Below are 21,734 nucleotides of genomic sequence, written 5' to 3'. Positions count from 1 at the left end.
TAGACGGTTAAAACATTGACTCTGGTTTAAATGGTCATCACATTAAACCAGAGTCTATTTTATGCAGGTAATGTTTTACTAATGTCGAGACTTAAGATTATCGATCACTTCCCCTAAATTCAGTCCCTGATCCTGCAGCAGCACCAGCAGGTGATACATCAGGTCAGAAGCCTCATTCTTCAGCTCAAACGTATCATGCACCGTTGCTGCAAGCGCGGTCTCCACGCCTTCTTCACCTACTTTTTGCGCAATACGTTTGGTGCCGCTGGCATACAGTTTCGCGGTGTATGAGCTCTCCGGGTCAGCATGTTTGCGTTCGGCCAGCAGTTGTTCCAGTTGATAGAGGAACAGCCATCGGTGTCCGGTTTCCCCAAAGCAGCTTGAAGTCCCTTTGTGGCAGGTCGGGCCTATCGGGTTGACCAACACTAATAGGGTATCGTTATCGCAATCGGGGGTAATGCTGACCACATTAAGAAAGTTGCCGGAGGTTTCACCCTTTGTCCACAGGCGCTGTTTGGTGCGCGAGTAGAAGGTCACTTTGCCGCTTTCTTGCGTTTTCGCCAGCGCGTCTTCATTCATATATCCCAGCATTAACACTTCGCCAGATTCAGCGTGCTGTATGATGGCCGGCATCATGCCGTCGGTTTTTTGCCAATCGAGCTGTTCACTCAACATACCCTGATCTCCACGCCCTGGGCTGCCAGGAACGTTTTTAATTCGCCAATATTAATAATCTGTTTATGGAACACGGAAGCGGCGAGGGCGCCATCGACGTTGGCGTCGCGGAAGGCCTCAAGGAAGTGCTCCATGGTTCCGGCGCCGCCGGAGGCAATTAACGGAACGTTACATACTTCACGGACCTTTCTGAGCTGATCCAGATCGTAACCGTTGCGCACGCCGTCCTGGTTCATCATGTTGAGGACGATTTCTCCTGCTCCGCGCTTTTGTACTTCCTGCACCCAATCCAGCGTCTCCCATTGGGTGACGCGAGTCCGGCTCTCATCGCCGGTGTACTGATTAACGTGATATTTACCGGTTTGTTCATCAAACCAGGTATCGATACCTACCACGATGCACTGCACGCCAAAGCGATCGGCGAGGCGGGTGATTAACGTTGGATCCGCAAGCGCAGGCGAGTTAATTGAAATTTTGTCGGCGCCGAAGGAGAGGATCTGCGCCGCGTCTTCCAGCGACTTAATCCCGCCGGCGACGCAGAAGGGAATATCAATGACTTCCGCCACGCGCGAAACCCAACTTTTATCGACTACCCGGCCATCGCTGGAGGCGGTGATATCGTAGAACACCAGTTCATCCGCGCCTTCATCGGCATAGCGTTTTGCCAGCGGCACAATATCACCGATAATTTCGTGATTGCGGAACTGTACGCCTTTCACTACCTGGCCGTCGCGGACGTCGAGGCAGGGGATTATCCGTTTTGCCAGCATTGGATAGCCTCCGTTACGTTGAATTTACCTTCCAGCAGCGCGCGGCCGACGATCACGCCGCGAACGCCGGTTCCGCGCAGCGCGGCAATATCGTTGAGACCGCCGATCCCGCCGGAAGACTGGAACGCCACCTGCGGATAACGCGCGCAGACTTCTTCATACAGTGAGACGTTGGAACCCGCGAGAGTGCCATCGCGGGAGATATCGGTACACAGCACATGTTGCAAGCCGACCGGCAGATAGCTTTCCACCAGCTCTTCCAGAGTGACGCCAGAGTTTTCCTGCCAGCCGCTCACCGCCACCTGTTTATTGCCATCGGCATCAATGCGTACGTCCAGCGCCAGTACCAGATGCTCGGGGCCAAAGCGTTTAAACCAGGTTTTGACCACCTCCGGCGATTTTACCGCCGTTGAACCGACCACCACGCGCGCCACGCCGGCGTCAAGCAGTGCGGCAACGTCTTCTTCCGTACGTACGCCGCCGCCGACCTGCACCGGTACCGTAACGCCGGCGACCAGGGTCTTAAGCAGCGGAATCTGACGTTTTGCCGGGTCTTTTGCCCCGGTCAGATCAACCAGGTGCAATACTTCCGCGCCCTGGTCTGCATAGGATTGCAGGCGTGGTAACGGATCGTTGCCATAGTCGCGCTGCTGGCCGTAGTCGCCCTGATGCAGGCGCACCACGGTACCGTCAATTAAATCTAAAGCTGGAATGATCATTACATCTCCAGGAAATTTTTCAGCAGCTGCGCACCGGCGCTACCTGAGCGCTCAGGGTGGAACTGTACGCCAAAGAAGTTATCTTTCTGTACCGCCGCGGTGAAGGCCTCGCCGTAGTTGCATTGGGCGATAGTGTACGGATTGACCGGCATGGCGTAGCTATGGACGAAATAGAAATAGGCGCCTTCTTCAATGCCGCGGAACAGACGATCGCCGGCTTTGGCATACACCCGGTTCCATCCCATATGCGGCAGCGGCAATCCGTGGTCGGTCATTTTCGGCACGTCTTCATCAATAATGCCCAGTAACTCAACGCCGTTATTCTCTTCGCTGCGCGCACCGAGTAACTGCATGCCGAGACAGATCCCCAGCACCGGCTGGGTACAGGCTTTAATTAAGTCAATGAGCTCGCGTTCGCGCAGCTGATCCATCGCAGCCTGCGCTGTGCCGACGCCGGGCAGAAAAAGTTTATCGGCGCGCAGAACAACATCCGGCTCGCGGCTGACCACTGGCTCATAGCCGTGGCGGCTCACCGCAGATTTCACCGAGTTGAGGTTGGCGCACCCGGTATCGAGGATCACCACGTTCATCACAATACCCCTTTTGAAGATGGCAAGGTGTCGCCCTGGACCCGAATGGCCTGGCGCAGTGTACGACCGAAGGCTTTGAACAGGCTCTCGACGCGGTGATGATCGTTTTTACCTTTGGTTTTCAGGTGCAGCGTCACCGCCATGGTATAGGAGAGCGAGCGGAAGAAGTGTTCGACCATCTCGGTGCTCAGGTCGCCGACACGCTGATAGGTGAAGTCAGCTTTATATTCGAGGTGCGGACGGCCAGAGATATCCAGCGCACAGCGCGCCAGGCACTCATCCATCGGCAGCACAAAGCCAAAGCGGTTAATGCCGCGCTTATCACCCAGCGCCAGCTTCAGCGCTTCGCCTAACGCCAGGCCGGTATCTTCTACGGTGTGGTGATCGTCGATGTAAAGATCGCCGCCGACGTTAATCTCCAGGCGAAAGCCGCCGTGGGTGGCAATCTGATCGAGCATGTGGTCGAAGAAACCAACGCCGGTGTGGATCTTGCTGCCGCCTTCACGGTCCAGCCAGACTTTAACGTCAACCTGAGTCTCTTTGGTGATACGTTCAACGTGAGCGTAGCGATCGCGACGGGTCAGCTGTTCGCAGATGGTCGGCCAGTTTAGCGTTTCACTGTTATAGCGCAGGCCGGTGATGCCCATGTTATCCGCTAACTCTATATCAGTGGCGCGATCGCCGATGACGTAACTGTGGGCTTTATCCATCACGCCGTCTTCCAGCCACGGCAATACCAGCTGGGTCTTCGGCTTGCGGCAGTCGCAGTTATCGCCAGGCATGTGCGGGCAGATCAGGACGGATTCAAAGTTAACGCCCTGCGAGGAGAAGACCTGCATCATCAGGTTGTGCGGGCCGTCGAACTCATTTTGCGGCAGGCTATCGGTACCAAGCCCGTCCTGGTTGGTGATCATCACCAGCTTGTAGCCTTCCTGCTGCAGCTTAAGCAGCGCCGGGATCACCTGCGGCTCGAAGGCCAGTTTTTCAAACCGGTCTACCTGAAAATCAACCGGCGGTTCGGAGATAAGCGTACCGTCACGGTCAATAAAGAGAAACTTCTGGGTCATACATTCTCCGCAGTCAAAGCGTCAATCACGCGCTGGCTCTCTGCACGGGTACCGATAGTGATACGCAAACAGCCGCTTAATGAGGGTTGTTTATTTTGGTCACGTAAGATAATGCCCTGATCCCACAAAGATTTAAACACCGCGCTGGAGGCGGTTATCCGCGCCAGCAGGTAGTTGGTCTCGGAATCGAACACCTGTTCGACGCAGGCGATGCCGCGCAGCGCATTGACCAGGTAAGCGCGTTCATCAAGGATCTGCGCTACTCGCGCGCGCATGGCGGCGATTCCTGCCGGGCTCAGCGCCTGGGCGGCGATATCGGCGACCGGCGTCGATAGCGGATAAGGCGCGATGACTTTCAGCAGGACATTAATCACCTCTGCGTTAGCCAGCGTAAAACCGCAGCGCAGTCCGGCCAGCGCAAAAGCCTTCGATAAGGTGCGCAGGATAACCAGGTTCGGGTATTCATTTAGCCAACCGGCGAGCGACGCCTGCGGACAGAACTCAATATAGGCTTCATCCGCTACCACGATCGCTTTACCGCACGTCATTTCCAACAGGGCGCGGAAATCTTGTGGATTGATTATCTGCCCGGTTGGATTATTTGGGCTGCAGACAAACACCACTTTCACGCCGGTGAGATTCGCTTCGATAGCAGGCAAATCGAGCTGCCAGTCGGCGAGCGTCGGCACCGTGCGGCACTCAACGCCGATGGTTTCGGCGCTGACGCTGTACATGCCGTAGGTTGGGGGACAATAAAGGACCGCGTCCTCACCCGGCTCGCAAAAGGCGCGAATCAGCAACTCGATACCTTCGTCAGCACCGCGGCTCACCAGTACCTGCTCTGGTTTTACGCCAGCATATTGCGCGTAGTTTTCGATAACCGCTTTCGGCTGTGGTTCCGGGTAGCGGTTTAACGTCTGTTCGGTCAACTGGAATTCCACAGCGGTGGGGAATTCGTTGGCGTTCAGCCACACGTCGCCTTTTCCCCCAAGACGGCGGGCGGATTGATACGGCGTCAGCGCGCGAATATTGGCGCGGGCTAAGTCTTCAATGCTCATGCTTGCTCCTTAAGGGCGGCCACGCGTAGCGTCACGGCGTTTTTGTGGGCGGTCAGCAGTTCGGCTGCAGCCAGGATCTCGATAGTCGGGGCGAGGGCGGCAAAGCCTTCACGCGTCAGTTCCTGTACTGTCATTCGTTTCTGGAAATCCGCCAGACCGAGGCTGGAACAGGTCGCGGTGTACCCATAAGTTGGCAGCACGTGGTTGGTGCCGGAGGCGTAATCACCTGCCGATTCTGGCGACCAGTCGCCGAGGAATACCGAACCGGCGCTGGTGATACCGTCAACCAGTTCACGGGCGTTGCGGGTCTGGATAATCAGGTGCTCCGGCCCGTACTGATTTGAGATCTCTACACATTGCGCGAGATCGCGGGCGACAATGATACGGCTGGCGGAAAGCGCTTCACGTGCGGTTTCGGCACGCGGCAGGGCAGCTAGCTGACGTTCAACCGCTGCGGCGACCCGGGAGCCCATGTCGGCGTCAGGGGTCAGCAAGATAACCTGGGAATCCGGGCCATGTTCCGCCTGGGAGAGTAAATCGGAGGCGACGAAATCCGGCGTCGCACCGCCGTCGGCGATCACCAGAACTTCCGACGGGCCGGCAGGCATATCGATAGCCGCGCCGTCGAGGCGCTGGCTGACCTGGCGTTTGGCCTCGGTGACGAAGGCGTTGCCGGGGCCAAAGATTTTAGCGACTTTTGCCACCGATTCGGTACCGAAGGCCATTGCCGCGATAGCCTGCGCGCCGCCGACGTTAAAGATATTACGCACGCCGCACAGCTGCGCCGCATAAAGGATTTCATCGGCAATCGGCGGCGGCGAACACAGTACCACTTCCTGACAGCCGGCAATGCGCGCTGGCGTTGCCAGCATCAGCACCGTTGAAAACAGCGGCGCCGAGCCGCCCGGAATATATAAGCCGACAGAGGCGATAGGGCGGGTAAGCTGCTGGCAGCGTACGCCGGGCTGGGTTTCAACATCGACAACCTGCAACTGCTGCGCGTTATGAAAGGTCTCGATATTGTTGACCGCTACCGCCATCGCTTGTTTGAGTTCGTCGCTGAGGCGCGCGCCGGCAGCGGCAATTTCTTCGTCAGACACTTTCAGCGCCGTGACGGTGGTTTTATCGAATTTGGCGCTATATTCGCGTAAAGCGGCATCGCCATTCTCTTTAACGTTGCCGAGGATCCCGGCTACCGTTTTGCTGATGCTCTCGGAAGCTGAAATCGCCGGGCGCATTAATAGTTGTCGCTGTTGTGCGGCGCTGCAGCTATTCCAGTCGATAATGGTAGTGAAGCTCATGGTCATTTCCCCTGTTTGTCCCGTATGCGGATTGCTGGATTACTCCATCATCTTCTCGATCGGCAGCACCAGGATGGAGCTGGCGCCCAGCGCTTTCAGTTTTTCCATGGTTTCCCAAAACAGGGTTTCGCTGCTGACCATGTGCATCGCTACCCGCTGTTTGTCGCCCGCCAGCGGCAGAATAGTTGGCCGCTCGGCGCCCGGCAGCAGTGCCACCACTTCTTCCAGCCGTTCGGTCGGCGCGTGCATCATGATGTATTTCGATTCGCGGGCCTGGATAACCCCCTGAATACGGGTCAGCAGACGGTCGATCAGCTGCTGTTTCGCATCGTCCATCTCACCGTCGCGCTGGATCAGGCAGGCTTTGGAACGATAAATAACTTCAACTTCGCGCAGACCGTTGGCTTCAAGGGTTGCGCCGGTAGAAACGAGATCGCAGATGGCATCGGCAAGGCCAGCGCGCGGCGCGACTTCGACAGAACCGTTCAGCAGACAGGATTTAAAGGAGATACCTTTCTGATCGAGATAGCGTTTTAACAGGTGCGGGTAAGAGGTGGCGATGCGTTTGCCGTCCAGCGCCGCCGGGCCATTCCAGTTTTCATCCACCGGTGTCGCCAGTGACAGGCGGCATCCGCCAAAATCGAGACGGCGCAGGGTGAAATAGCGCGGGTCTTCGCCCTGCGCGCGGCGGCTCAGCAGCTCTTCTTCCAGCACGTTCTCGCCGATAATTCCAAGGTCGACAACGCCGTCCATCACCAGCCCCGGAATATCGTCATCGCGAACGCGCAGAATATCGATCGGCATGTTTTCCGCAAGGGCGATCAGACGCTGGGTGTGCAGGTTGACTTTAATGCCGCAGCGGCCGAGCAGTTCGCGTGAATCCTCACTCAAACGGCCGGATTTCTGAATAGCTATGCGTAAACGGGTGTTGTCTAACATTGTTGTTTTCCTCTGAATACCTGTCTGAATCTGTCCGAATTCGGTCCAAAAAAAAGCCCCCGGAAGTGAATCTTCCGGGGGCTCTCTTTGCGTTCATGCACCACTGGAAGATCCAAACGTCTTCCAGCACACATCGCCTGAAAGACTAGTCAGGATGATGGTGATGGTGGTGGTTTTTAAATTGAACGCTGTTCATAAAATTCTCTTTGAATGACTATGCATTTGATGTCTTTTAACCTAAACCAGTTGCGGCGCATAAAGCAAGTCCTTTTTTCCATCATTAATTCATTTCATATTCGCCGAACAAATTGTCAGGTCTCGCAGGCTAGCGTAGCCTAGTATCAGCACAGCGAATGAGTCAGGAGCCAGGGTATGAAAAAGGTCGCGATTGTCGGGTTAGGATGGCTGGGCATGCCGCTTGCGTTGTCATTGCGGGCGCGCGGTTGGCATGTCACCGGCAGTAAAACGACGCAGGACGGCGTAGAGGCGGCGCGGATGTGCGGAATTGAAGGGTATCCGCTGCGCCTTGAACCCCAGTTGATCTGTGATGCAGAGGATCTGGACGCGATGATGAACGTCGATGCGCTGGTCATCACGTTACCTGCGCGGCGCACGGGGCCCGGGGAAGATTTTTATCTACAGGCGGTGCAGGAGATTGTCGATACCGCGCTCTCGCGGCATATTCCACGCATTATTTTTACCAGTTCGACTTCGGTTTATGGCAATACCGAAGGGACGATGAAGGAAAATTCGCCACGCAATCCACAAACCGCCAGCGGCAGGGTTCTGAAAGAGCTGGAGGACTGGCTGCATGCGTTGCCGGGGACCTCGGTGGATATTCTGCGTCTTGCCGGACTGGTTGGACCATCGCGCCATCCGGGCCGTTTCTTTGCCGGTAAATCGGCCCCGGATGGCCAGCACGGGGTCAATCTGGTGCATCTGCAGGACGTTATTGCCGCAATTGAGTTATTGCTTCAGGCTCCGAAAGGCGGACACATCTATAATATATGTGCGCCGCAGCATCCGGCGCGCGGCGTCTTTTATCCGCAGATGGCCCGTGAACTTGGGCTGCCGTTACCGGTATTTACCGATAACCCGGAGGGGGGTAAAGGCAAAATCATTGATGGCAACCGGATATGCTATGAGCTTGGCTTTGAATACCAGTACCCCGATCCGCTGGTGATGCCGATGGAGTAACCGCCAGCAGACGATCGCGTACCGTAAGGGGGGGCGATGAAACCACTGCTGGATGTTCTCGTTATTCTTGATGCCTTAGATAAAGAGGGGAGCTTTGCCGCGGCCTCGGCAAAGCTCTATAAAACCCCTTCGGCGCTGAGCTATACCATCCATAAATTAGAAAGCGATCTGAATATCCAACTGCTGGATCGCAGCGGTCATCGGGCGCGCTTTACTTGCACCGGGCAGATGCTGCTGGAGAAGGGGCGTGAGCTACTCCATACCGCTCGCGAACTTGAGCTGCAGGCCATCAGGCTACATCAGGGCTGGGAAAATACTCTGACCATCAGTGTCGATATGACTTTCCCTTTCTCTCTTTTATCTTCCTTGATGGAACAGTTTTATCAACAGCACAACGTGACCCGTTTGCAGTTCACCGCTGCTGGCGGTTGGGATGCTCTGGCGGCAGGCGAGGTCGACATGGTGCTGGGCGCGCTTAACGAGCCGCCAACGCTGGTGGGTTATGGTTTTCGTCTGCTTGGCGAACTGGATCTGTGTTTTGTAGTCGAGGTTAATCATCCGTTGGCGCAGGCTAAGGAACCGTTGAGTTTGCGAGTGTTACAGCGATACCGGACGATTATTTGCGCTGCCGCTTTACCGCCGGGCGAAAAGCAGGAGACGGTGACGGTTTTTGATATGAACGGCCTGTTGGAGCTGGTATGCGCCGGCATGGGCTGGGCCTACCTGCCGCGTTATCTGGCTGAGCCCTGGCTTGAGAAGGGAAAATTGGTCGAGAAACGCATTACCACACCCGCGCGGTTGCATCGGGCATGGATTGGCTGGAATGAAGACGTTTTTGGCCTTGCCGCGCAATGGTGGTTACAAGCGATATTAGCAAATAGTGCTATTCGTCAGATCTACAATACTAAAATAGTATGAATATTAGTCGGTTAGAATTCTTAGCCTATTAATAAACCCTACAACATCTTGTCATTAAGCCAGAAGTTGTTGCAAAATACGCAGCCTGAAAACCAGAGACTAGCCGACGCTTTTTTTAAAGTGTCGGTTATTTTTTTGGTCGAAAGACACATCATTCAATACCAAGAGGCCGGGCTTCGTACCGGATAGATATTTACTAAAAACCGACAGTCGTTGTCGCTGAGGAATAGAAAGAAATGGGGCAATTTTTTGCTTACGCGCTGGCCTTCACCGTAAAAGGGGATAACTATGTCGCATAACGCTACTCCAAATACCTCTCGCGTGGAATTACGTAAAACGCTTACGTTAGTTCCGGTTGTAATGATGGGCCTGGCCTATATGCAGCCGATGACGCTGTTCGATACGTTTGGTATCGTCTCTGGTATGACCGACGGTCACGTGCCGACGGCCTACGCCTTTGCGTTAATCGCTATTCTTTTTACTGCGCTGAGCTACGGGAAGCTGGTACGCCGTTATCCTTCCGCGGGTTCCGCGTATACCTACGCCCAGAAATCCATTAGCCCGACCGTAGGCTTCATGGTGGGTTGGTCCTCTCTGCTCGACTACCTGTTCGCGCCGATGATCAACATCCTGCTGGCGAAAATCTACTTTGAAGCGCTGGTGCCTTCGATTCCATCGTGGGTGTTTGTTATCGCGCTGGTCGCGTTCATGACCGCCTTTAACCTGCGCAGCATCAAGTCCGTCGCCAACTTCAATACCGTTATCGTGGTGTTGCAGGTGGTGCTGATTGCCGTGATCCTCGGCATGGTGGTGTATGGCGTATTTGAAGGCGAGGGCGCCGGTACGCTGGCCAGCAGCCGTCCGTTCTGGTCCGGCGATGCGCACGTTATCCCGATGATTACCGGGGCGACGATACTCTGCTTCTCATTTACCGGCTTTGACGGCATCAGCAATCTGTCTGAAGAGACCAAGGATGCTGAACGCGTTATTCCGCGCGCTATCTTCCTGACTGCGCTGATTGGCGGCCTGATCTTCATTTTTGCCACCTACTTCCTGCAGCTGTACTTCCCGGATATCTCGCGCTTTAAGGATCCGGATGCCTCACAGCCTGAAATTATGCTGTATGTGGCAGGTAAAGCCTTCCAGGTAGGCGCGCTGATCTTCTCCACCATCACCGTGCTGGCTTCCGGTATGGCGGCGCACGCTGGCGTTGCGCGTCTGATGTACGTGATGGGCCGTGATGGCGTATTCCCGAAAAGCTTCTTCGGCTACGTTCACCCGACCTGGCGCACCCCGGCGATGAACATCATCCTGGTTGGCGCGATCGCGCTGCTGGCGATTAACTTTGACCTGGTGATGGCGACTGCGCTGATTAACTTTGGCGCGCTGGTGGCGTTTACCTTCGTTAACCTGTCGGTTATCTCCCAGTTCTGGATCCGCGAGAAACGCAACAAGACGCTGAAGGACCACTTCCAGTATCTGTTCCTGCCGATGTGCGGCGCTCTGACCGTTGGCGCGCTGTGGGTTAACCTGGAAGAGAGCTCGATGATCCTGGGTCTGATCTGGGCCGGTATCGGTCTGATTTACCTGGCGTGCGTAACCAAAAGCTTCCGCAACCCGGTACCGCAGTACGAAGACGTTGCGTAATTACGCTTTATGATAAGAAAAGCCGGAGGGAGACCTCCGGCTTTTTTGTTTCTGGCGTCCGCTGGTTTTTCCCCCGCTGGCGGCGGTCGCCTTACCGGGGGGACAGGGATGGCTTACTTCTCCTGTCGCATCACATTAAGCAGTGTATCCAACAGTCCTGGAAAACGGGCATCCAAATCGTCGCGGCGTAGCGAAATGAGATTTTCACGCCCCTGTGGCCGCTGCCAGATCACGCCGCTGTCGCGCAGCACCCGCCAGTGGTGAGTCATGGTGGATTTAGCGATATCTTCTTTGCGCAGCGCGTTACAGCTCTGCTCGCTGCCGTCGGAGAGCGTGCGAATGATTTCCAGCCGCAAGGGGTTGCCGAGGGCAAAAAGAACATTTTCGAGGCGAATTTGTTCACGTTCGGGGTGATTGGCGATCATAATATTCCTGTGTCGGCGGTTGTGCTGTTCACGCGAACAGCAACCCGTATCGGCGGCTGGCGGCTACTATACCCAAACTCCTTTTCTTGCGCCACGCGCGCCGTCGCAAGCTGTCCGATAGCAGTGATAGTGAAAATAGTTCGAATATACTCGTACAATTGTACTATTATAGATGCCGTAAACCTAACCGCGGCAGATTTAGCCGCTCATTGACAGTCAAAATGACTAAGGACGCATCATGCCCCGACCCATCCCCCTCGAACGTTATCGCAACATCGGTATCTCCGCGCATATCGATGCCGGCAAAACCACCACCACTGAGCGCATTCTGTTTTACACCGGGATGAGCCATAAGCTGGGTGAAGTACACGATGGCGCGGCAACTACCGACTGGATGGCGCAGGAGCAGGAGCGTGGGATTACCATTACTTCCGCAGCGGTAAGCTGCTTCTGGCCCGGGATGGACCGCAGCTTTGAGCCCCATCGTATCAATATCATTGATACCCCGGGGCACGTGGACTTTACCATCGAAGTAGAACGCTCGATGCGCGTGCTGGACGGCGCGGTGATGGTCTATGACTCGGTCGGCGGCGTACAGCCGCAGTCAGAGACCGTCTGGCGGCAGGCCAACAAGTATCACGTTCCGCGACTGGCGTTCGTGAACAAAATGGACCGCCCGGGCGCCGATTTCTTCCGTGTGGTGCAAATGATGATCGATCGCCTGAAGGCCAACCCGGTGCCGATTGTGATCCCAATTGGCGCCGAAGAGCATTTCACCGGCGTCGTTGACCTGATAAAGATGCGGGCCATTCTGTGGGATGATGCCACGCAGGGGATGACGTTCAGCTATGCGCCTGTGCCTGATGACCTGCTGGCGACGGCCCGGCAGTGGCGGGAAAAAATGGTTTCGGCCGCGGCGGAAGCCAGTGATGAGCTGATGGATAAATATCTCGAAAGCGGCGAACTGAGCGAAGCGGAAATTGTGGCCGGGCTACGTAAACGCACGGTCGACGGCGAAATCCAGCCGGTGCTCTGCGGCAGCGCCTTTAAAAATAAAGGCGTGCAGCGGATGCTCGATGCGGTCGTTGAGTTAATGCCGTCGCCGCTGGATATTCCGGCGATTCAGGGCATTGATGACAAGGGGCAACCGGCGGAACGTCACCCGAGCGACGATGAGCCGCTGTCGGCGCTGGCGTTTAAACTCATGACCGATCCCTACGTCGGCCAGTTGACCTTTATTCGCGTCTATTCCGGAACGTTGAAAAAAGGCGATGCGGTCTTTAACCCGGTGAAGGGCAAGAAAGAGCGTATCGGGCGCATCGTGCTGATGCATGCCAACGATCGCCACGAAGTCGACGAGCTGCATGCCGGTGATATTGCCGCCTGCGTTGGTTTAAAAGATGTCACGACGGGTGATACGCTGTGCGATCCGGATGCGGTCATCACTCTCGAGCGTATGGAGTTCCCGGAACCGGTTATTTCGCTGGCGATTGAACCGAAGACCAAGGCCGACCAGGAGAAAATGGGCATTGCGCTACAGCGGTTGGCTTCCGAGGATCCGTCCTTCCGCCTGCATACCGATGAAGAGTCCGGGCAGACGATTATCTCCGGGATGGGGGAGTTGCATCTGGAGATTATCGTCGACCGTATGAAACGCGAGTTTGGCGTTGAGGCAAATATTGGCCGTCCGCAGGTTACCTATCGGGAAACCATCCGTAAAACGGTGAAGGATGTGGAAGGGAAATTTGTGCGGCAGTCCGGCGGTAAGGGGCAGTATGGGCACGTCGTGCTGACCCTGGAGCCTCTGGCTGCGGGTAGCGGCTTTGTGTTTGAAGATGCCACCAAAGGCGGGGTGGTACCGCGTGAATACATCCCTTCTGTGGAAAAAGGGCTGCGTGAAGCGATGGGCGCCGGCGTGCTGGCGGGCTATCCGGTTGTCGACGTTAAAGCGACCCTGACGTTTGGTTCGTATCATGACGTCGATTCGTCCGAGATGGCTTTCCGTATGGCGGCGATTTTCGGCTTTAAGGAAGGGGCGCGAAAAGCGGACCCGGTGATCCTGGAGCCGGTGATGCACGTCGAAGTGGAGACGCCGGAAGAGTACGCCGGCAATATTATGGGCGATCTCTCTTCCCGTCGCGGAATGGTGCAGGGGATGGAGGAGCGTTTCGGTAGCCAGATTATTCGTGCCGATGTGCCGCTGGCCGAAATGTTCGGTTATTCCACCACGCTGCGCTCGATGTCGCAGGGCCGTGCGACCTATAGCATGGAGTTCCATCATTACGCGGAAGCGCCGCGTAACGTGGCCGACGACATCATCGCCAGCCGCGCGAAAAGTTAAGTCAGTACTCCCGGGCTACGGTGACGGCCTGGCCCGGGTTAAACGATTTCCTGCGCATATTGCCACAGCGCCTTCAACAGGGCCTGTTTTTCACTATCGTCAGCATACTGTTGATACATCACCTGCAGTTCATCGGCATAGGCCTGCAAAAATTCCGGCGTAAAGACGTTACGGCGGTGCTCTAACCAGCGCTGCTGTTCGTTTTCATCAAGCGTACCGGGGAAGTTACGCGCGCGGTAGTTAAACAGCAGGCGTTCAATGCGTTTATCAGCAAAGGTAATATCCAGCGCCGGCAGATTACGGGGTTCGGTTTCCAGCACAATCTTCATCGCCGCGCGATCGGCATCGCTAAAGAATCCGTTGTACAGTTGGGCGTCAACATTATCCGATGGCACGAACGGCTCGGCTTCGGCATACAGGGCCACCACTTTCTCACGAACCTGCGGATTTGCGCGTAGCAGTTGGGCGTTCTCCAGGCAGCGCTGAATATTGATACCTAAACGGTCGGCATCCTGCGGACGCAACGTATTGGCCTGCGCCAGCACCGGGCATTTATTTAAATGAACGAGCTTAATCGGCACTGCCGGTAAATCGCCGAGTTCGTCTTTCGGGGTGTACAAACGCTCGCGCAGAGTATCAGCCTCAAGCTCCAGTAGCGGTGACATATCCCCCGCCAGATCAACCATTATCACCGCATTGCGGTTATCCGGATGCCAGGCCAGCGGCGCGACCAGGCTAGTGTTGCCGCGGGCGGCGCCGAACATACCGGAAACGTGGACCAGTGGTTTCAACTGCGGCACGTCGATTAACGTCGCCAGCTTGCGTTTATTTCGATGACTGTACAGATAGTCAAACAGGCGCGGCTGATGGGTCTTCACCAGTTTCGCCATCGCAATAGTGGCGTACACATCGGCCATCGCATCGTGGGCATTGCTATGCTCTATGCCATTCGCGACGGTCAGATGCTCAAGGCGGAAGCTTGGCAGACCGTCTTCATTTTCAGGCCAGTTGATACCTTCCGGGCGCAGGGCATAGCAGGCGCGCATCACATCCAGCAGGTCCCAGCGCGAATTATCATGCTGCCAGCTCCAGGCGTACGGATCGTAGAAGTTGCGGTAAAAAATATTACGGCTGACTTCATCATCAAAGCGGACATTGTTGTAGCCGACGATACAGGTTTTCGGCACCGTGAACAGATCGTTGATGCGGCGGGCGAAAGCGGCCTCGTTGTCGCCTTTGGCCAGCGCTTCCTGTGGCGTAATTCCGGTAATCATCACCGCCTGTGGTTGCGGCAGGTAGTCGTCGGCAGGCTTGCAGTAGAAGACTTCCGGTTCGCCAATGACATTCAGATCGCTATCGGTGCGGATGGCGGCGAACTGCGCCGGCCGGTCGAGCGAAGGACTGGTACCGAAGGTTTCGTAGTCGTGGAAGAGGAAGGATTGTTGTTCGCCGTCAGCCATAATTGAAATGTAATCGCTTTGATAATCTATTTGATAGGCTAATTTTCACCTATAAGCATTGAAGGCGCAACTAAAGTTTGTATTGGATTTTAATGTCGTGGCGCTATTATTTTAAAATAATATCGCCACGTACTCTCTTTGGCTATAGGTATTGTTTAAGCCGTTTCGTTAACCTTAATGCTATTAGGTTTTATAATTTTACGCCCCAATGCAATGCCTCTTTTTTCAATGTATTTGTATAGGTTTATAGCAATGATATAAGTTATTGGTAAAATTATCACTGCAGCAATAACAAAACGGATCAATGCAGGAAGTTGCACATAGGTCTGATGTTGAACAAGCCATCCGATCAACGGAATAACAATCATTAAATGCAACAGATATACCGAATAAGATACGTCGCCGAGGAACTGGCTGAAGCGGGCGGAAAGTAGCTTTCTGCCCAGGAAGACAATACCTTTTAGTGGCGATTTCTCACTATGTGGCATCAGAAGAGTCGACATCCCAAGGATTATCATAATCTCAATGATCATCCTGATAGGTGAAGTAAAGTAACCCATTAAAAATGCAGCGAGTGGGGAAAGCAATGCAACCATAACATAAATCTTACTGTTCTCTGCTACGGCTTTATAGAGCAACATTCCTGATATAAATAAAGGTAGTTTGAATAAAATCATTGAGGGCATAGGGAATGCGGCGAAATATCCAGGAAAAATAAATGCTGCCATTACGCACATTACAATCACTGCCAGGCAAGTCCTAATGAAACCAATCCCCAAAACCAGCATCATGATAAACGGGAACAGGGCATAGTATTGCATTTCAAGCCCAATACTCCAGTCAGGAAGAACTGTCCTGAATGAATAATATGGAAGGAAACCAAAGGTGAATGAGATGTGCGTTAACACGTTCGCCATTGAAGAGTCGGTATATCTCGCGGTCTCCGTTTGCGTTTCAGGCCATGCCAGCGCGATAGCATCCCGGTAATGGCCAAAGGTTTCACCGAAAATAAATGCCACAATTAGAAGGACATAGTAAAGCGGGGCGATTCGGAAAAAGCGCCTTGTCCAAAATGAAGTTACCGTTTTCACGGACGTCCAGGGTTCGACATGCTGCCTCTCTATGTAATTCTTGGCCATCAAGTAGCCGGACAGCAAAATGAAAAGATCGACACCAAAATCCGGGTTACTCAGGATAGGGATGTTGCATCGTGTCAAAATACAAATGTGACCGAGCAGGACCCACAAGGAAGCATAGCCTCGCAAGCCATCAAGCTCAGGAGACCAGTTTTTATTTTGATGCATTTTTCCACCATCATTGAGTAATAACATGTAAAAGATCTTCCAATACCTACTATAATATGAAACAAATGTCTAACGCCAGTATGGCTTGTACATGATTTTAGGAGTTCACTGAGTAATGGTTGTGATCCAAAATTTTAGTAGGTAATACATTCGTACTTCTTTCCGATTTCTTTCATGAAAGCTTTTTATTCAATAAAAAGACAATAATTTATCCTTATTGATTGCATGGTGATTGTTGGCGCTTTATTGCTCTATTAACAACAATAGAGACTAGCTTCTGTGCATGGCGTCTTTGAATAACATTAGATAAAAAGATCATGTCATATTTTCTTGCAATTTAACCCTGATCTCTCAGGCGAACTTCCGTAAAAAGGACGGCGAATCTGTAAATCTTGAGGATATGCCGTTGAAAGGCCGTTTTTTATTTGCTGTAACTTTGCTCGCTTCGAGCGTTTCTTGCGCATTTGCTGCCGCTGATTTGCCCGTCACCGTGACGCCGCCCTCGATCCAGGCCGGTTCCTGGGTGCTGATGGACTACACTACCGGTCAAATCCTGACCGCCGGTAACGAACACCAACAGCGTAACCCCGCCAGCCTAACCAAACTGATGACCGGTTACGTCGTCGACCGGGCCATAGACAGCCACCGCATTACCTTTGATGATATGGTCACCGTCGGTAAGGATGCCTGGGCCAAGGGCAATCCGGTGTTTAACGGTTCTTCGCTGATGTTCCTTAAAGCGGGCGATCGCGTCAGCGTTCGCGATCTTAGCCGCGGTCTGATCGTCGACTCCGGTAATGACGCCTGCGTCGCGCTCGCTGACTATGTTGCCGGCGGCCAACCGCAATTTGTCGCGTTGATGAATAGCTACGTTGAAAAATTGCATTTGAAAGATACCCATTTTGAAACCGTTCATGGACTCGACGCGCCAGGCCAGCATAGCTCCGCCTATGATTTAGCGGTGTTGTCGCGGGCCATCATTCACGGCGAGCCGGATGTCTATCATATGTATAGCGAAAAAAGCCTGACGTGGAACGGCATTACCCAGCAGAACCGTAACGGTTTGCTGTGGGACAAAACCATGAATGTCGATGGTCTGAAAACCGGCCATACCTCCGGAGCGGGCTTCAACCTTATTGCCTCGGCGGTCGATGGGCAGCGTCGTTTGATTGCCGTGGTGATGGGAGCCGATAGTCCAAAAGGGCGAGAAGAGCAGGTGGCTAAGCTGTTGCACTGGGGTCAACAGAACTTTGACACCGTGCAAGTGTTGCAAAAAGGTAAGCAGGTCGGCGTCGAACATATCTGGTATGGCGACAAAGAGCAGATCAAGCTCGGCACCGATCGGGACTTCTGGCTCGCGATCCCGAAATCAGAAGTTCCGCGTATCAAAGCAAAATATGTACTGGATACTAAGGATCTGGAAGCGCCGCTCGCCGCTAACCAACGCGTGGGCGAAATCTCGCTTTACGATGGCGACAAAGTGGTCGGGCATTGGCCGCTGGTGACCCTGGAAAGCGTAGGCAAGGGCGGGATGTTTTCCCGCCTGAGCGATTATCTGCATCACGGCATTTAATCTCGTTACCCTCTGGCCCGCCGCACTCCGCGGCGGGCTTCATTCATTTCGCGCTTGTGGCGACTCTGTGAATCCGCGTACATACTGTTGTTCATCTGGCTGCTAAATTTAGTGTATATTTATACAGTATTTTATCAACACTGGAGGCGCTATGAACTACAGCATTCAATCTCTCTCTCCCCGCAAGATTGCCGGGTTTCATATGGTTGGCCCCTGGGAGCAGACCGTAAAACAGGGGTTTGAACAACTGGCGGCGTGGGTCAGTCACCACCAGGTGCCGGCGCAGGAGTGGGTCGCGGTTTATTACGATAATCCGCAGCAGGTACCGGCGGAAAAACTGCGTTGTGACACCGTTGTTACCGTGGCCGATGATTACGTCATCCCGCCTAATAGCGAAGGGGTGATCCTCACCGCAATTGCCGGTGGCGACTACGCCTGCGCCAGCGCGCGGGTCATTAACCATGATTTCTCCACGCCCTGGCTGCAGTTCTTTGACAGCCTGCTGCAGAGCAGCGAGTTCGAAATCGCGGATAAGCCCTGTTTTGAAATTTATCTTAACGATGGCAACCAGGATGGTCACTGGGATATTGAGATGTATGTGGCGGTGAACCGTATCGGCTCGTAAGTCGTTATCCCTTATCTTGACAAGGTTTTTTACATTAGCGCAGTGCGCTTGCGAAAAAAGCGGCTACAATTGGCCTTTTCTGTTTGCCGGAGCAGGCCGTGCGCGCTGATAAATCACTTAAGCCATTTGAGATCCGTCTGTATCGTCATTACCGAATTGTGCACGGTATCCGCATCGCGCTGGCTTTTGTCCTGACCTTCCTGCTGGTGCGTCTGCTGAACGTGCCGGAGGGCACCTGGCCTCTGATCACCCTGGTGGTGGTGATGGGGCCTATCTCTTTCTGGGGCAATGTGGTGCCGCGGGCCTTCGAACGTATTGGCGGCACTATCCTCGGTTCGGTACTGGGGCTGGTGGCGCTCAAACTCGAACTTATCTCACTGCCAATCATGGTGCTGTGGTGCGCGGTGGCGATGTTCCTTTGCGGCTGGCTGGCGCTCGGCAAGCGGCCCTACCAGGCGCTGCTGATTGGCATTACGCTGGCGGTGGTGGTCGGCGCGCCGCCGGGTGATATGAACACCGCGCTGTGGCGAAGCGGCGATGTCATCTTCGGCTCACTGTTGGCGATGCTGTTTACCGGTATCTGGCCGCAGCGGGCGTTTTTGCACTGGCGCATCCAGATGGCGAATTACGTCACAACGTTTAATCGGCTGTATCAGGCCGGTTTTTCGCCGAATCTGGTTGAGCGCCCGCGGCTGGAAAAACATCTTCAGAAAGCGCTCAATGACGTGGTGAAAATGCGTGGGTTGATAACCCCGGCCAGCAAAGAAACGCATATTCAGAAAGCAATCTTCGAAGCCATTCAGACCGTCAGCCGTAATCTGGTATGCATGCTGGAACTGCAAATCAACGCTTATTGGGCCTCTCGTCAGGGCCATTTTGTGATGCTCAACGCCCAGACTTTGCGCGAAACCCAACGGATGACCCAGCAAACGTTGCTGACTATCGCCCATGCCCTGTATGAGGGAAACCCGCAGCCGGTACGCGCCAACACCGAGAAGCTCAACGAGATTGTGGTCGAGTTGCGACAGCTTATCAAAGAGCATCAGGACGATAATCTGTCGGAAACGCCGATTCACGGCTATGTTTGGCTGACCATTGAGCTGGCGCGCCAGCTTGAGCTGCTGTCGCACCTTATTTGCCGCGCGCTGCGCAAATAAAAGACAGATACGTGCGCGAAGTGAACAGGTTGCTTCGATTCAGCAGCATTTAGGGTTATGATAAACGCAAAGGAAAAAACATTGTCATCAGCGACTGCTAGCAGTTATGTTAGCCCTATAGGGCAGTCGCTTTAGCGAATCCGAATCTCAAATATTAGGGGTGTAAAAATGGAAACAACTAAGCCTTCTTTCCAGGACGTTCTGGAGTTTGTTCGTCTGTTCCGTCGTAAGAACAAGCTGCAGCGTGAAATTCAGGACGTTGAGAAAAAGATCCGTGATAACCAGAAGCGTGTCCTGCTGCTGGACAACCTCAGCGACTACATCAAGCCGGGTATGAGCGTTGAAGCCATTCAGGGTATCATCGCCAGCATGAAAACCGATTATGAAGACCGCGTTGACGATTACATCATCAAAAACGCCGAGCTGTCGAAAGAGCGTCGCGACATCTCTAAAAAACTCAAAGTGATGGGTGAAGCCAAAGTCGGCGAATAAACCACTCATTAGTTCCGGCGGCATTGCTGGCCGCCGGGCTTTTCCGTCTTCCTGCCTTAAACCTCCGTATAAGCATCGCCCTTTAAGCCGACAGTTTGTTATACTGCCGCCGTGAACTTATTGATACCGGAAGGGTTTATCACATGCTGTCCCAGATTCAGGTACCGCCGCGATGATACTGATTACCGGCGGCGCGCGTAGCGGCAAAAGCCGTCACGCCGAATCTTTACTCCAATCCTGCACGTCGGTGCTCTATATCGCCACTTCAGCCGTTATTGACGATGAAATGGCCGCACGCATTCAACATCACCGCAATAGCCGACCGCCGCACTGGCGTACAGCGGAGCGCAGCCGTGACCTGACGCCACTCATTACCCCCGATAACGCACCCGATGAAGCTATTTTGCTTGAGTGCGTTACTACACTGGTCACCAATATTCTGTTCGCTGAAGGTGGGGAAACGGATCCTGATGAATGGGATTACGCTGCGTTGGAAAGGATAGTCACGCAAGAAATCACTCAGCTGATTGCTGCCTGCCGTGCCTGCCCGTCGCCGGTGCTGCTGGTCACCAATGAGGTGGGGCTGGGAATCGTGCCGGACAACCGGCTGGCGCGGCATTTTCGCGATATTGCCGGGCGTGTGAATCAGATGCTGGCCGCGGCTGCCGATGAGGTGTGGCTGGTTGTTTCAGGGATAGGAGTCAAAATCAAATGATTAAATCGTTCTTTGCCACGCTTTCCTTTATGAGCCGCATACCGGTTCCGGCCCGCTGGTCGCAGGGGCTGGAAATCGATCAATATGAGCGCGGGATCGTGACTTTCCCACTGGTGGGGTTACTACTTGGCGCGATTGCCGGGCTGGTGATGCTGGCGCTTCATGCCTGGTGCGGCCTGCCGTTGGCCGCGCTGTTCGCCGTACTGGCGCTGGCGCTGCTGACCGGCGGTTTTCATCTTGATGGCCTGGCGGATACCTGCGATGGGATCTTCTCAGCCCGTCGCCGCGAGCGGATGCTGGAGATCATGCGTGATAGTCGGCTGGGGACGCACGGCGGGCTGGCGCTGATCTTTGTGCTGGTGGCAAAGGTATTGGTCATTAGCGAACTGGCGCTGCGCGGTACCTCGATGCTAGCGGCGCTGGCTGCCGCCTGCGCTGTGGCGCGTGGGATGTCGGTGCTGCTAATGTACCGCCAGCGTTATGCCCGGGAGCAGGGGCTTGGTAACGTATTTATTGGCAAGGTGACTTTCCGGCAGACCGTCATTACCCTGGCGCTATCCTTGGCGCTGGCAACGCTGCTGCTGGGCGTGCAGGGCCTGCTGGCTGCGGTTATAACGCTGCTGGTGGTGTCGGCGCTTGGTCAGGCGCTGAAGCGCACGCTGGGCGGGCAAACCGGCGATACGCTGGGAGCGGCCATTGAACTGGGCGAAGTTATCTTTTTACTGGCGTTGCTATAGAGCACACACCGCGCTGACAGGAAG

At 54.4% G+C, this 21,734-nt stretch carries 23 protein-coding genes and 1 other annotated feature; of the genes, 11 read left to right on the top strand and 12 right to left on the bottom strand.

All coding sequences use genetic code 11. From position 1 onward, the window contains the following. Positions 1-78: 78 nt before the first annotated feature. From hisIE to hisL, 9 genes are all read right to left on the bottom strand, one after another. Complete coding sequence (gene hisIE, locus PGR29_RS05555; protein WP_316424196.1) at positions 79-675, bottom strand: bifunctional phosphoribosyl-AMP cyclohydrolase/phosphoribosyl-ATP diphosphatase HisIE; 597 nt, start codon at positions 673-675, stop codon at positions 79-81. After that, positions 669-1,445, bottom strand: coding sequence for an imidazole glycerol phosphate synthase subunit HisF (gene hisF, locus PGR29_RS05550; RefSeq protein WP_015365818.1), 777 nt, complete (start codon positions 1,443-1,445; stop codon positions 669-671). The genes hisIE and hisF overlap by 7 nt, the downstream gene beginning before the upstream one ends. Continuing rightward, positions 1,427-2,164, bottom strand: a complete 738-nt coding sequence (gene hisA, locus PGR29_RS05545; RefSeq protein ID WP_213315679.1) for a 1-(5-phosphoribosyl)-5-[(5-phosphoribosylamino)methylideneamino]imidazole-4-carboxamide isomerase — start codon at positions 2,162-2,164, stop codon at positions 1,427-1,429. The genes hisF and hisA overlap by 19 nt, the downstream gene beginning before the upstream one ends. Next, on the bottom strand, positions 2,164-2,754 hold the full coding sequence (gene hisH, locus PGR29_RS05540) for an imidazole glycerol phosphate synthase subunit HisH (protein ID WP_087860475.1): 591 nt from the start codon (positions 2,752-2,754) through the stop codon (positions 2,164-2,166). Before hisH ends, hisA begins: the two co-directional genes overlap by 1 nt. Next, positions 2,754-3,821, bottom strand: coding sequence for a bifunctional histidinol-phosphatase/imidazoleglycerol-phosphate dehydratase HisB (gene hisB, locus PGR29_RS05535; protein WP_087860476.1), 1,068 nt, complete (start codon positions 3,819-3,821; stop codon positions 2,754-2,756). Before hisB ends, hisH begins: the two co-directional genes overlap by 1 nt. Continuing rightward, positions 3,818-4,879, bottom strand: a complete 1,062-nt coding sequence (hisC, locus tag PGR29_RS05530; RefSeq protein WP_316424194.1) for a histidinol-phosphate transaminase — start codon at positions 4,877-4,879, stop codon at positions 3,818-3,820. The genes hisB and hisC overlap by 4 nt, the downstream gene beginning before the upstream one ends. Beyond that, entirely contained in the window at positions 4,876-6,180 is a 1,305-nt protein-coding gene (gene hisD, locus PGR29_RS05525) for a histidinol dehydrogenase (protein WP_316424193.1), read from the bottom strand. Before hisD ends, hisC begins: the two co-directional genes overlap by 4 nt. Positions 6,181-6,219: 39 nt before the next feature. Beyond that, entirely contained in the window at positions 6,220-7,119 is a 900-nt protein-coding gene (gene hisG, locus PGR29_RS05520; protein ID WP_045379285.1) for an ATP phosphoribosyltransferase, read from the bottom strand. A 47-nt stretch (positions 7,120-7,166) separates the two neighbouring features. Further along, positions 7,167-7,289: a sequence feature (His leader region), on the bottom strand. Then, entirely contained in the window at positions 7,265-7,315 is a 51-nt protein-coding gene (hisL, locus tag PGR29_RS05515) for a his operon leader peptide (protein ID WP_009654477.1), read from the bottom strand. It overlaps the preceding feature by 25 nt. A gap of 176 nt (positions 7,316-7,491) precedes the next feature. Between hisL and PGR29_RS05510 the strand changes: the two genes are divergently transcribed. The 4 genes from PGR29_RS05510 (at position 7,492) to plaP (ending at position 10,881) form a co-directional block, all read left to right on the top strand. Continuing rightward, positions 7,492-8,316 carry an SDR family oxidoreductase gene (locus PGR29_RS05510; RefSeq protein WP_045379289.1) on the top strand — a complete coding sequence of 275 codons (825 nt, stop codon included), beginning with the start codon at positions 7,492-7,494 and terminating at the stop codon, positions 8,314-8,316. 36 nt (positions 8,317-8,352) lie between these two features. Next, a complete protein-coding gene (locus PGR29_RS05505) occupies positions 8,353-9,234 on the top strand; it encodes a LysR family transcriptional regulator (protein ID WP_213794933.1) in 882 nt (293 codons plus the stop codon). Between the two features lie 236 nt (positions 9,235-9,470). Then, positions 9,471-9,533: a membrane protein YoeI gene (gene yoeI / locus PGR29_RS24910; RefSeq protein ID WP_096335043.1), complete on the top strand. Its 63-nt coding sequence runs from the start codon at positions 9,471-9,473 to the stop codon at positions 9,531-9,533. Next, positions 9,523-10,881 (top strand): putrescine/proton symporter PlaP, encoded by a 1,359-nt coding sequence (plaP, locus tag PGR29_RS05500; RefSeq protein WP_015365827.1) that lies wholly within the window; start codon positions 9,523-9,525, stop codon positions 10,879-10,881. The genes yoeI and plaP overlap by 11 nt, the downstream gene beginning before the upstream one ends. Positions 10,882-10,994: 113 nt before the next feature. Here plaP and PGR29_RS05495 read toward each other — a convergent pair whose 3' ends face one another. Continuing rightward, the gene (locus tag PGR29_RS05495) at positions 10,995-11,306 is read right to left on the bottom strand and encodes an ArsR/SmtB family transcription factor (protein WP_015365828.1); all 312 of its coding nucleotides are present in this window, start codon (positions 11,304-11,306) and stop codon (positions 10,995-10,997) included. Positions 11,307-11,544: 238 nt separating this feature from the next. On the opposite strand from PGR29_RS05495, the gene fusA reads away from it, so the two are divergent. Next, complete coding sequence (gene fusA / locus PGR29_RS05490) at positions 11,545-13,647, top strand: elongation factor G (RefSeq protein WP_316424192.1); 2,103 nt, start codon at positions 11,545-11,547, stop codon at positions 13,645-13,647. 38 nt (positions 13,648-13,685) lie between these two features. Here fusA and sbcB read toward each other — a convergent pair whose 3' ends face one another. Both sbcB and PGR29_RS05480 read right to left on the bottom strand, forming a co-directional pair. Further along, positions 13,686-15,107: an exodeoxyribonuclease I gene (gene sbcB, locus PGR29_RS05485; RefSeq protein WP_316424191.1), complete on the bottom strand. Its 1,422-nt coding sequence runs from the start codon at positions 15,105-15,107 to the stop codon at positions 13,686-13,688. A gap of 155 nt (positions 15,108-15,262) precedes the next feature. Continuing rightward, positions 15,263-16,411 carry an acyltransferase family protein gene (locus PGR29_RS05480; protein ID WP_316424341.1) on the bottom strand — a complete coding sequence of 383 codons (1,149 nt, stop codon included), beginning with the start codon at positions 16,409-16,411 and terminating at the stop codon, positions 15,263-15,265. 406 nt (positions 16,412-16,817) lie between these two features. Here PGR29_RS05480 and dacD point away from each other — a divergent pair, with 406 nt between their 5' ends. From dacD to cobS, 6 genes are all read left to right on the top strand, one after another. Then, complete coding sequence (gene dacD / locus PGR29_RS05475; protein WP_316424190.1) at positions 16,818-17,984, top strand: serine-type D-Ala-D-Ala carboxypeptidase DacD; 1,167 nt, start codon at positions 16,818-16,820, stop codon at positions 17,982-17,984. A 151-nt stretch (positions 17,985-18,135) separates the two neighbouring features. After that, complete coding sequence (gene sbmC / locus PGR29_RS05470) at positions 18,136-18,609, top strand: DNA gyrase inhibitor SbmC (RefSeq protein WP_113373519.1); 474 nt, start codon at positions 18,136-18,138, stop codon at positions 18,607-18,609. A 98-nt stretch (positions 18,610-18,707) separates the two neighbouring features. After that, a complete protein-coding gene (locus PGR29_RS05465; RefSeq protein WP_045391654.1) occupies positions 18,708-19,766 on the top strand; it encodes an FUSC family protein in 1,059 nt (352 codons plus the stop codon). Positions 19,767-19,934: 168 nt separating this feature from the next. Continuing rightward, a complete protein-coding gene (locus tag PGR29_RS05460) occupies positions 19,935-20,258 on the top strand; it encodes a DUF496 family protein (RefSeq protein WP_015365834.1) in 324 nt (107 codons plus the stop codon). A 172-nt stretch (positions 20,259-20,430) separates the two neighbouring features. Continuing rightward, the gene (gene cobU, locus PGR29_RS05455) at positions 20,431-20,973 is read left to right on the top strand and encodes a bifunctional adenosylcobinamide kinase/adenosylcobinamide-phosphate guanylyltransferase (protein WP_308958549.1); all 543 of its coding nucleotides are present in this window, start codon (positions 20,431-20,433) and stop codon (positions 20,971-20,973) included. After that, positions 20,970-21,710, top strand: a complete 741-nt coding sequence (gene cobS / locus PGR29_RS05450) for an adenosylcobinamide-GDP ribazoletransferase (protein ID WP_113373520.1) — start codon at positions 20,970-20,972, stop codon at positions 21,708-21,710. Before cobU ends, cobS begins: the two co-directional genes overlap by 4 nt. Positions 21,711-21,734: the final 24 nt, after the last annotated feature.

The sequence above is a fragment of the Klebsiella sp. 141203 genome, from assembly GCF_032601985.1.
Taxonomy (GTDB): domain Bacteria; phylum Pseudomonadota; class Gammaproteobacteria; order Enterobacterales; family Enterobacteriaceae; genus Klebsiella; species Klebsiella aerogenes.
This window is presented reverse-complemented; position numbering and strand designations above follow the sequence as displayed.

Bases quoted from the DNA above. Each gene is read 5' to 3' on its own strand.
- hisIE (WP_316424196.1), bottom strand. From the start codon at position 675: ATGTTGAGTGAACAGCTCGATTGGCAAAAAACCGACGGCATGATGCCG.
- hisF (WP_015365818.1), bottom strand. From the start codon at position 1,445: ATGCTGGCAAAACGGATAATCCCCTGCCTCGACGTCCGCGACGGCCAG.
- hisA (WP_213315679.1), bottom strand. From the start codon at position 2,164: ATGATCATTCCAGCTTTAGATTTAATTGACGGTACCGTGGTGCGCCTG.
- hisH (WP_087860475.1), bottom strand. From the start codon at position 2,754: ATGAACGTGGTGATCCTCGATACCGGGTGCGCCAACCTCAACTCGGTG.
- hisB (WP_087860476.1), bottom strand. From the start codon at position 3,821: ATGACCCAGAAGTTTCTCTTTATTGACCGTGACGGTACGCTTATCTCC.
- hisC (WP_316424194.1), bottom strand. From the start codon at position 4,879: ATGAGCATTGAAGACTTAGCCCGCGCCAATATTCGCGCGCTGACGCCG.
- hisD (WP_316424193.1), bottom strand. From the start codon at position 6,180: ATGAGCTTCACTACCATTATCGACTGGAATAGCTGCAGCGCCGCACAA.
- hisG (WP_045379285.1), bottom strand. From the start codon at position 7,119: ATGTTAGACAACACCCGTTTACGCATAGCTATTCAGAAATCCGGCCGT.
- PGR29_RS05510 (WP_045379289.1), top strand. From the start codon at position 7,492: ATGAAAAAGGTCGCGATTGTCGGGTTAGGATGGCTGGGCATGCCGCTT.
- PGR29_RS05505 (WP_213794933.1), top strand. From the start codon at position 8,353: ATGAAACCACTGCTGGATGTTCTCGTTATTCTTGATGCCTTAGATAAA.
- plaP (WP_015365827.1), top strand. From the start codon at position 9,523: ATGTCGCATAACGCTACTCCAAATACCTCTCGCGTGGAATTACGTAAA.
- PGR29_RS05495 (WP_015365828.1), bottom strand. From the start codon at position 11,306: ATGATCGCCAATCACCCCGAACGTGAACAAATTCGCCTCGAAAATGTT.
- fusA (WP_316424192.1), top strand. From the start codon at position 11,545: ATGCCCCGACCCATCCCCCTCGAACGTTATCGCAACATCGGTATCTCC.
- sbcB (WP_316424191.1), bottom strand. From the start codon at position 15,107: ATGGCTGACGGCGAACAACAATCCTTCCTCTTCCACGACTACGAAACC.
- PGR29_RS05480 (WP_316424341.1), bottom strand. From the start codon at position 16,411: ATGCATCAAAATAAAAACTGGTCTCCTGAGCTTGATGGCTTGCGAGGC.
- sbmC (WP_113373519.1), top strand. From the start codon at position 18,136: ATGAACTACAGCATTCAATCTCTCTCTCCCCGCAAGATTGCCGGGTTT.
- PGR29_RS05460 (WP_015365834.1), top strand. From the start codon at position 19,935: ATGGAAACAACTAAGCCTTCTTTCCAGGACGTTCTGGAGTTTGTTCGT.
- cobU (WP_308958549.1), top strand. From the start codon at position 20,431: ATGATACTGATTACCGGCGGCGCGCGTAGCGGCAAAAGCCGTCACGCC.
- cobS (WP_113373520.1), top strand. From the start codon at position 20,970: ATGATTAAATCGTTCTTTGCCACGCTTTCCTTTATGAGCCGCATACCG.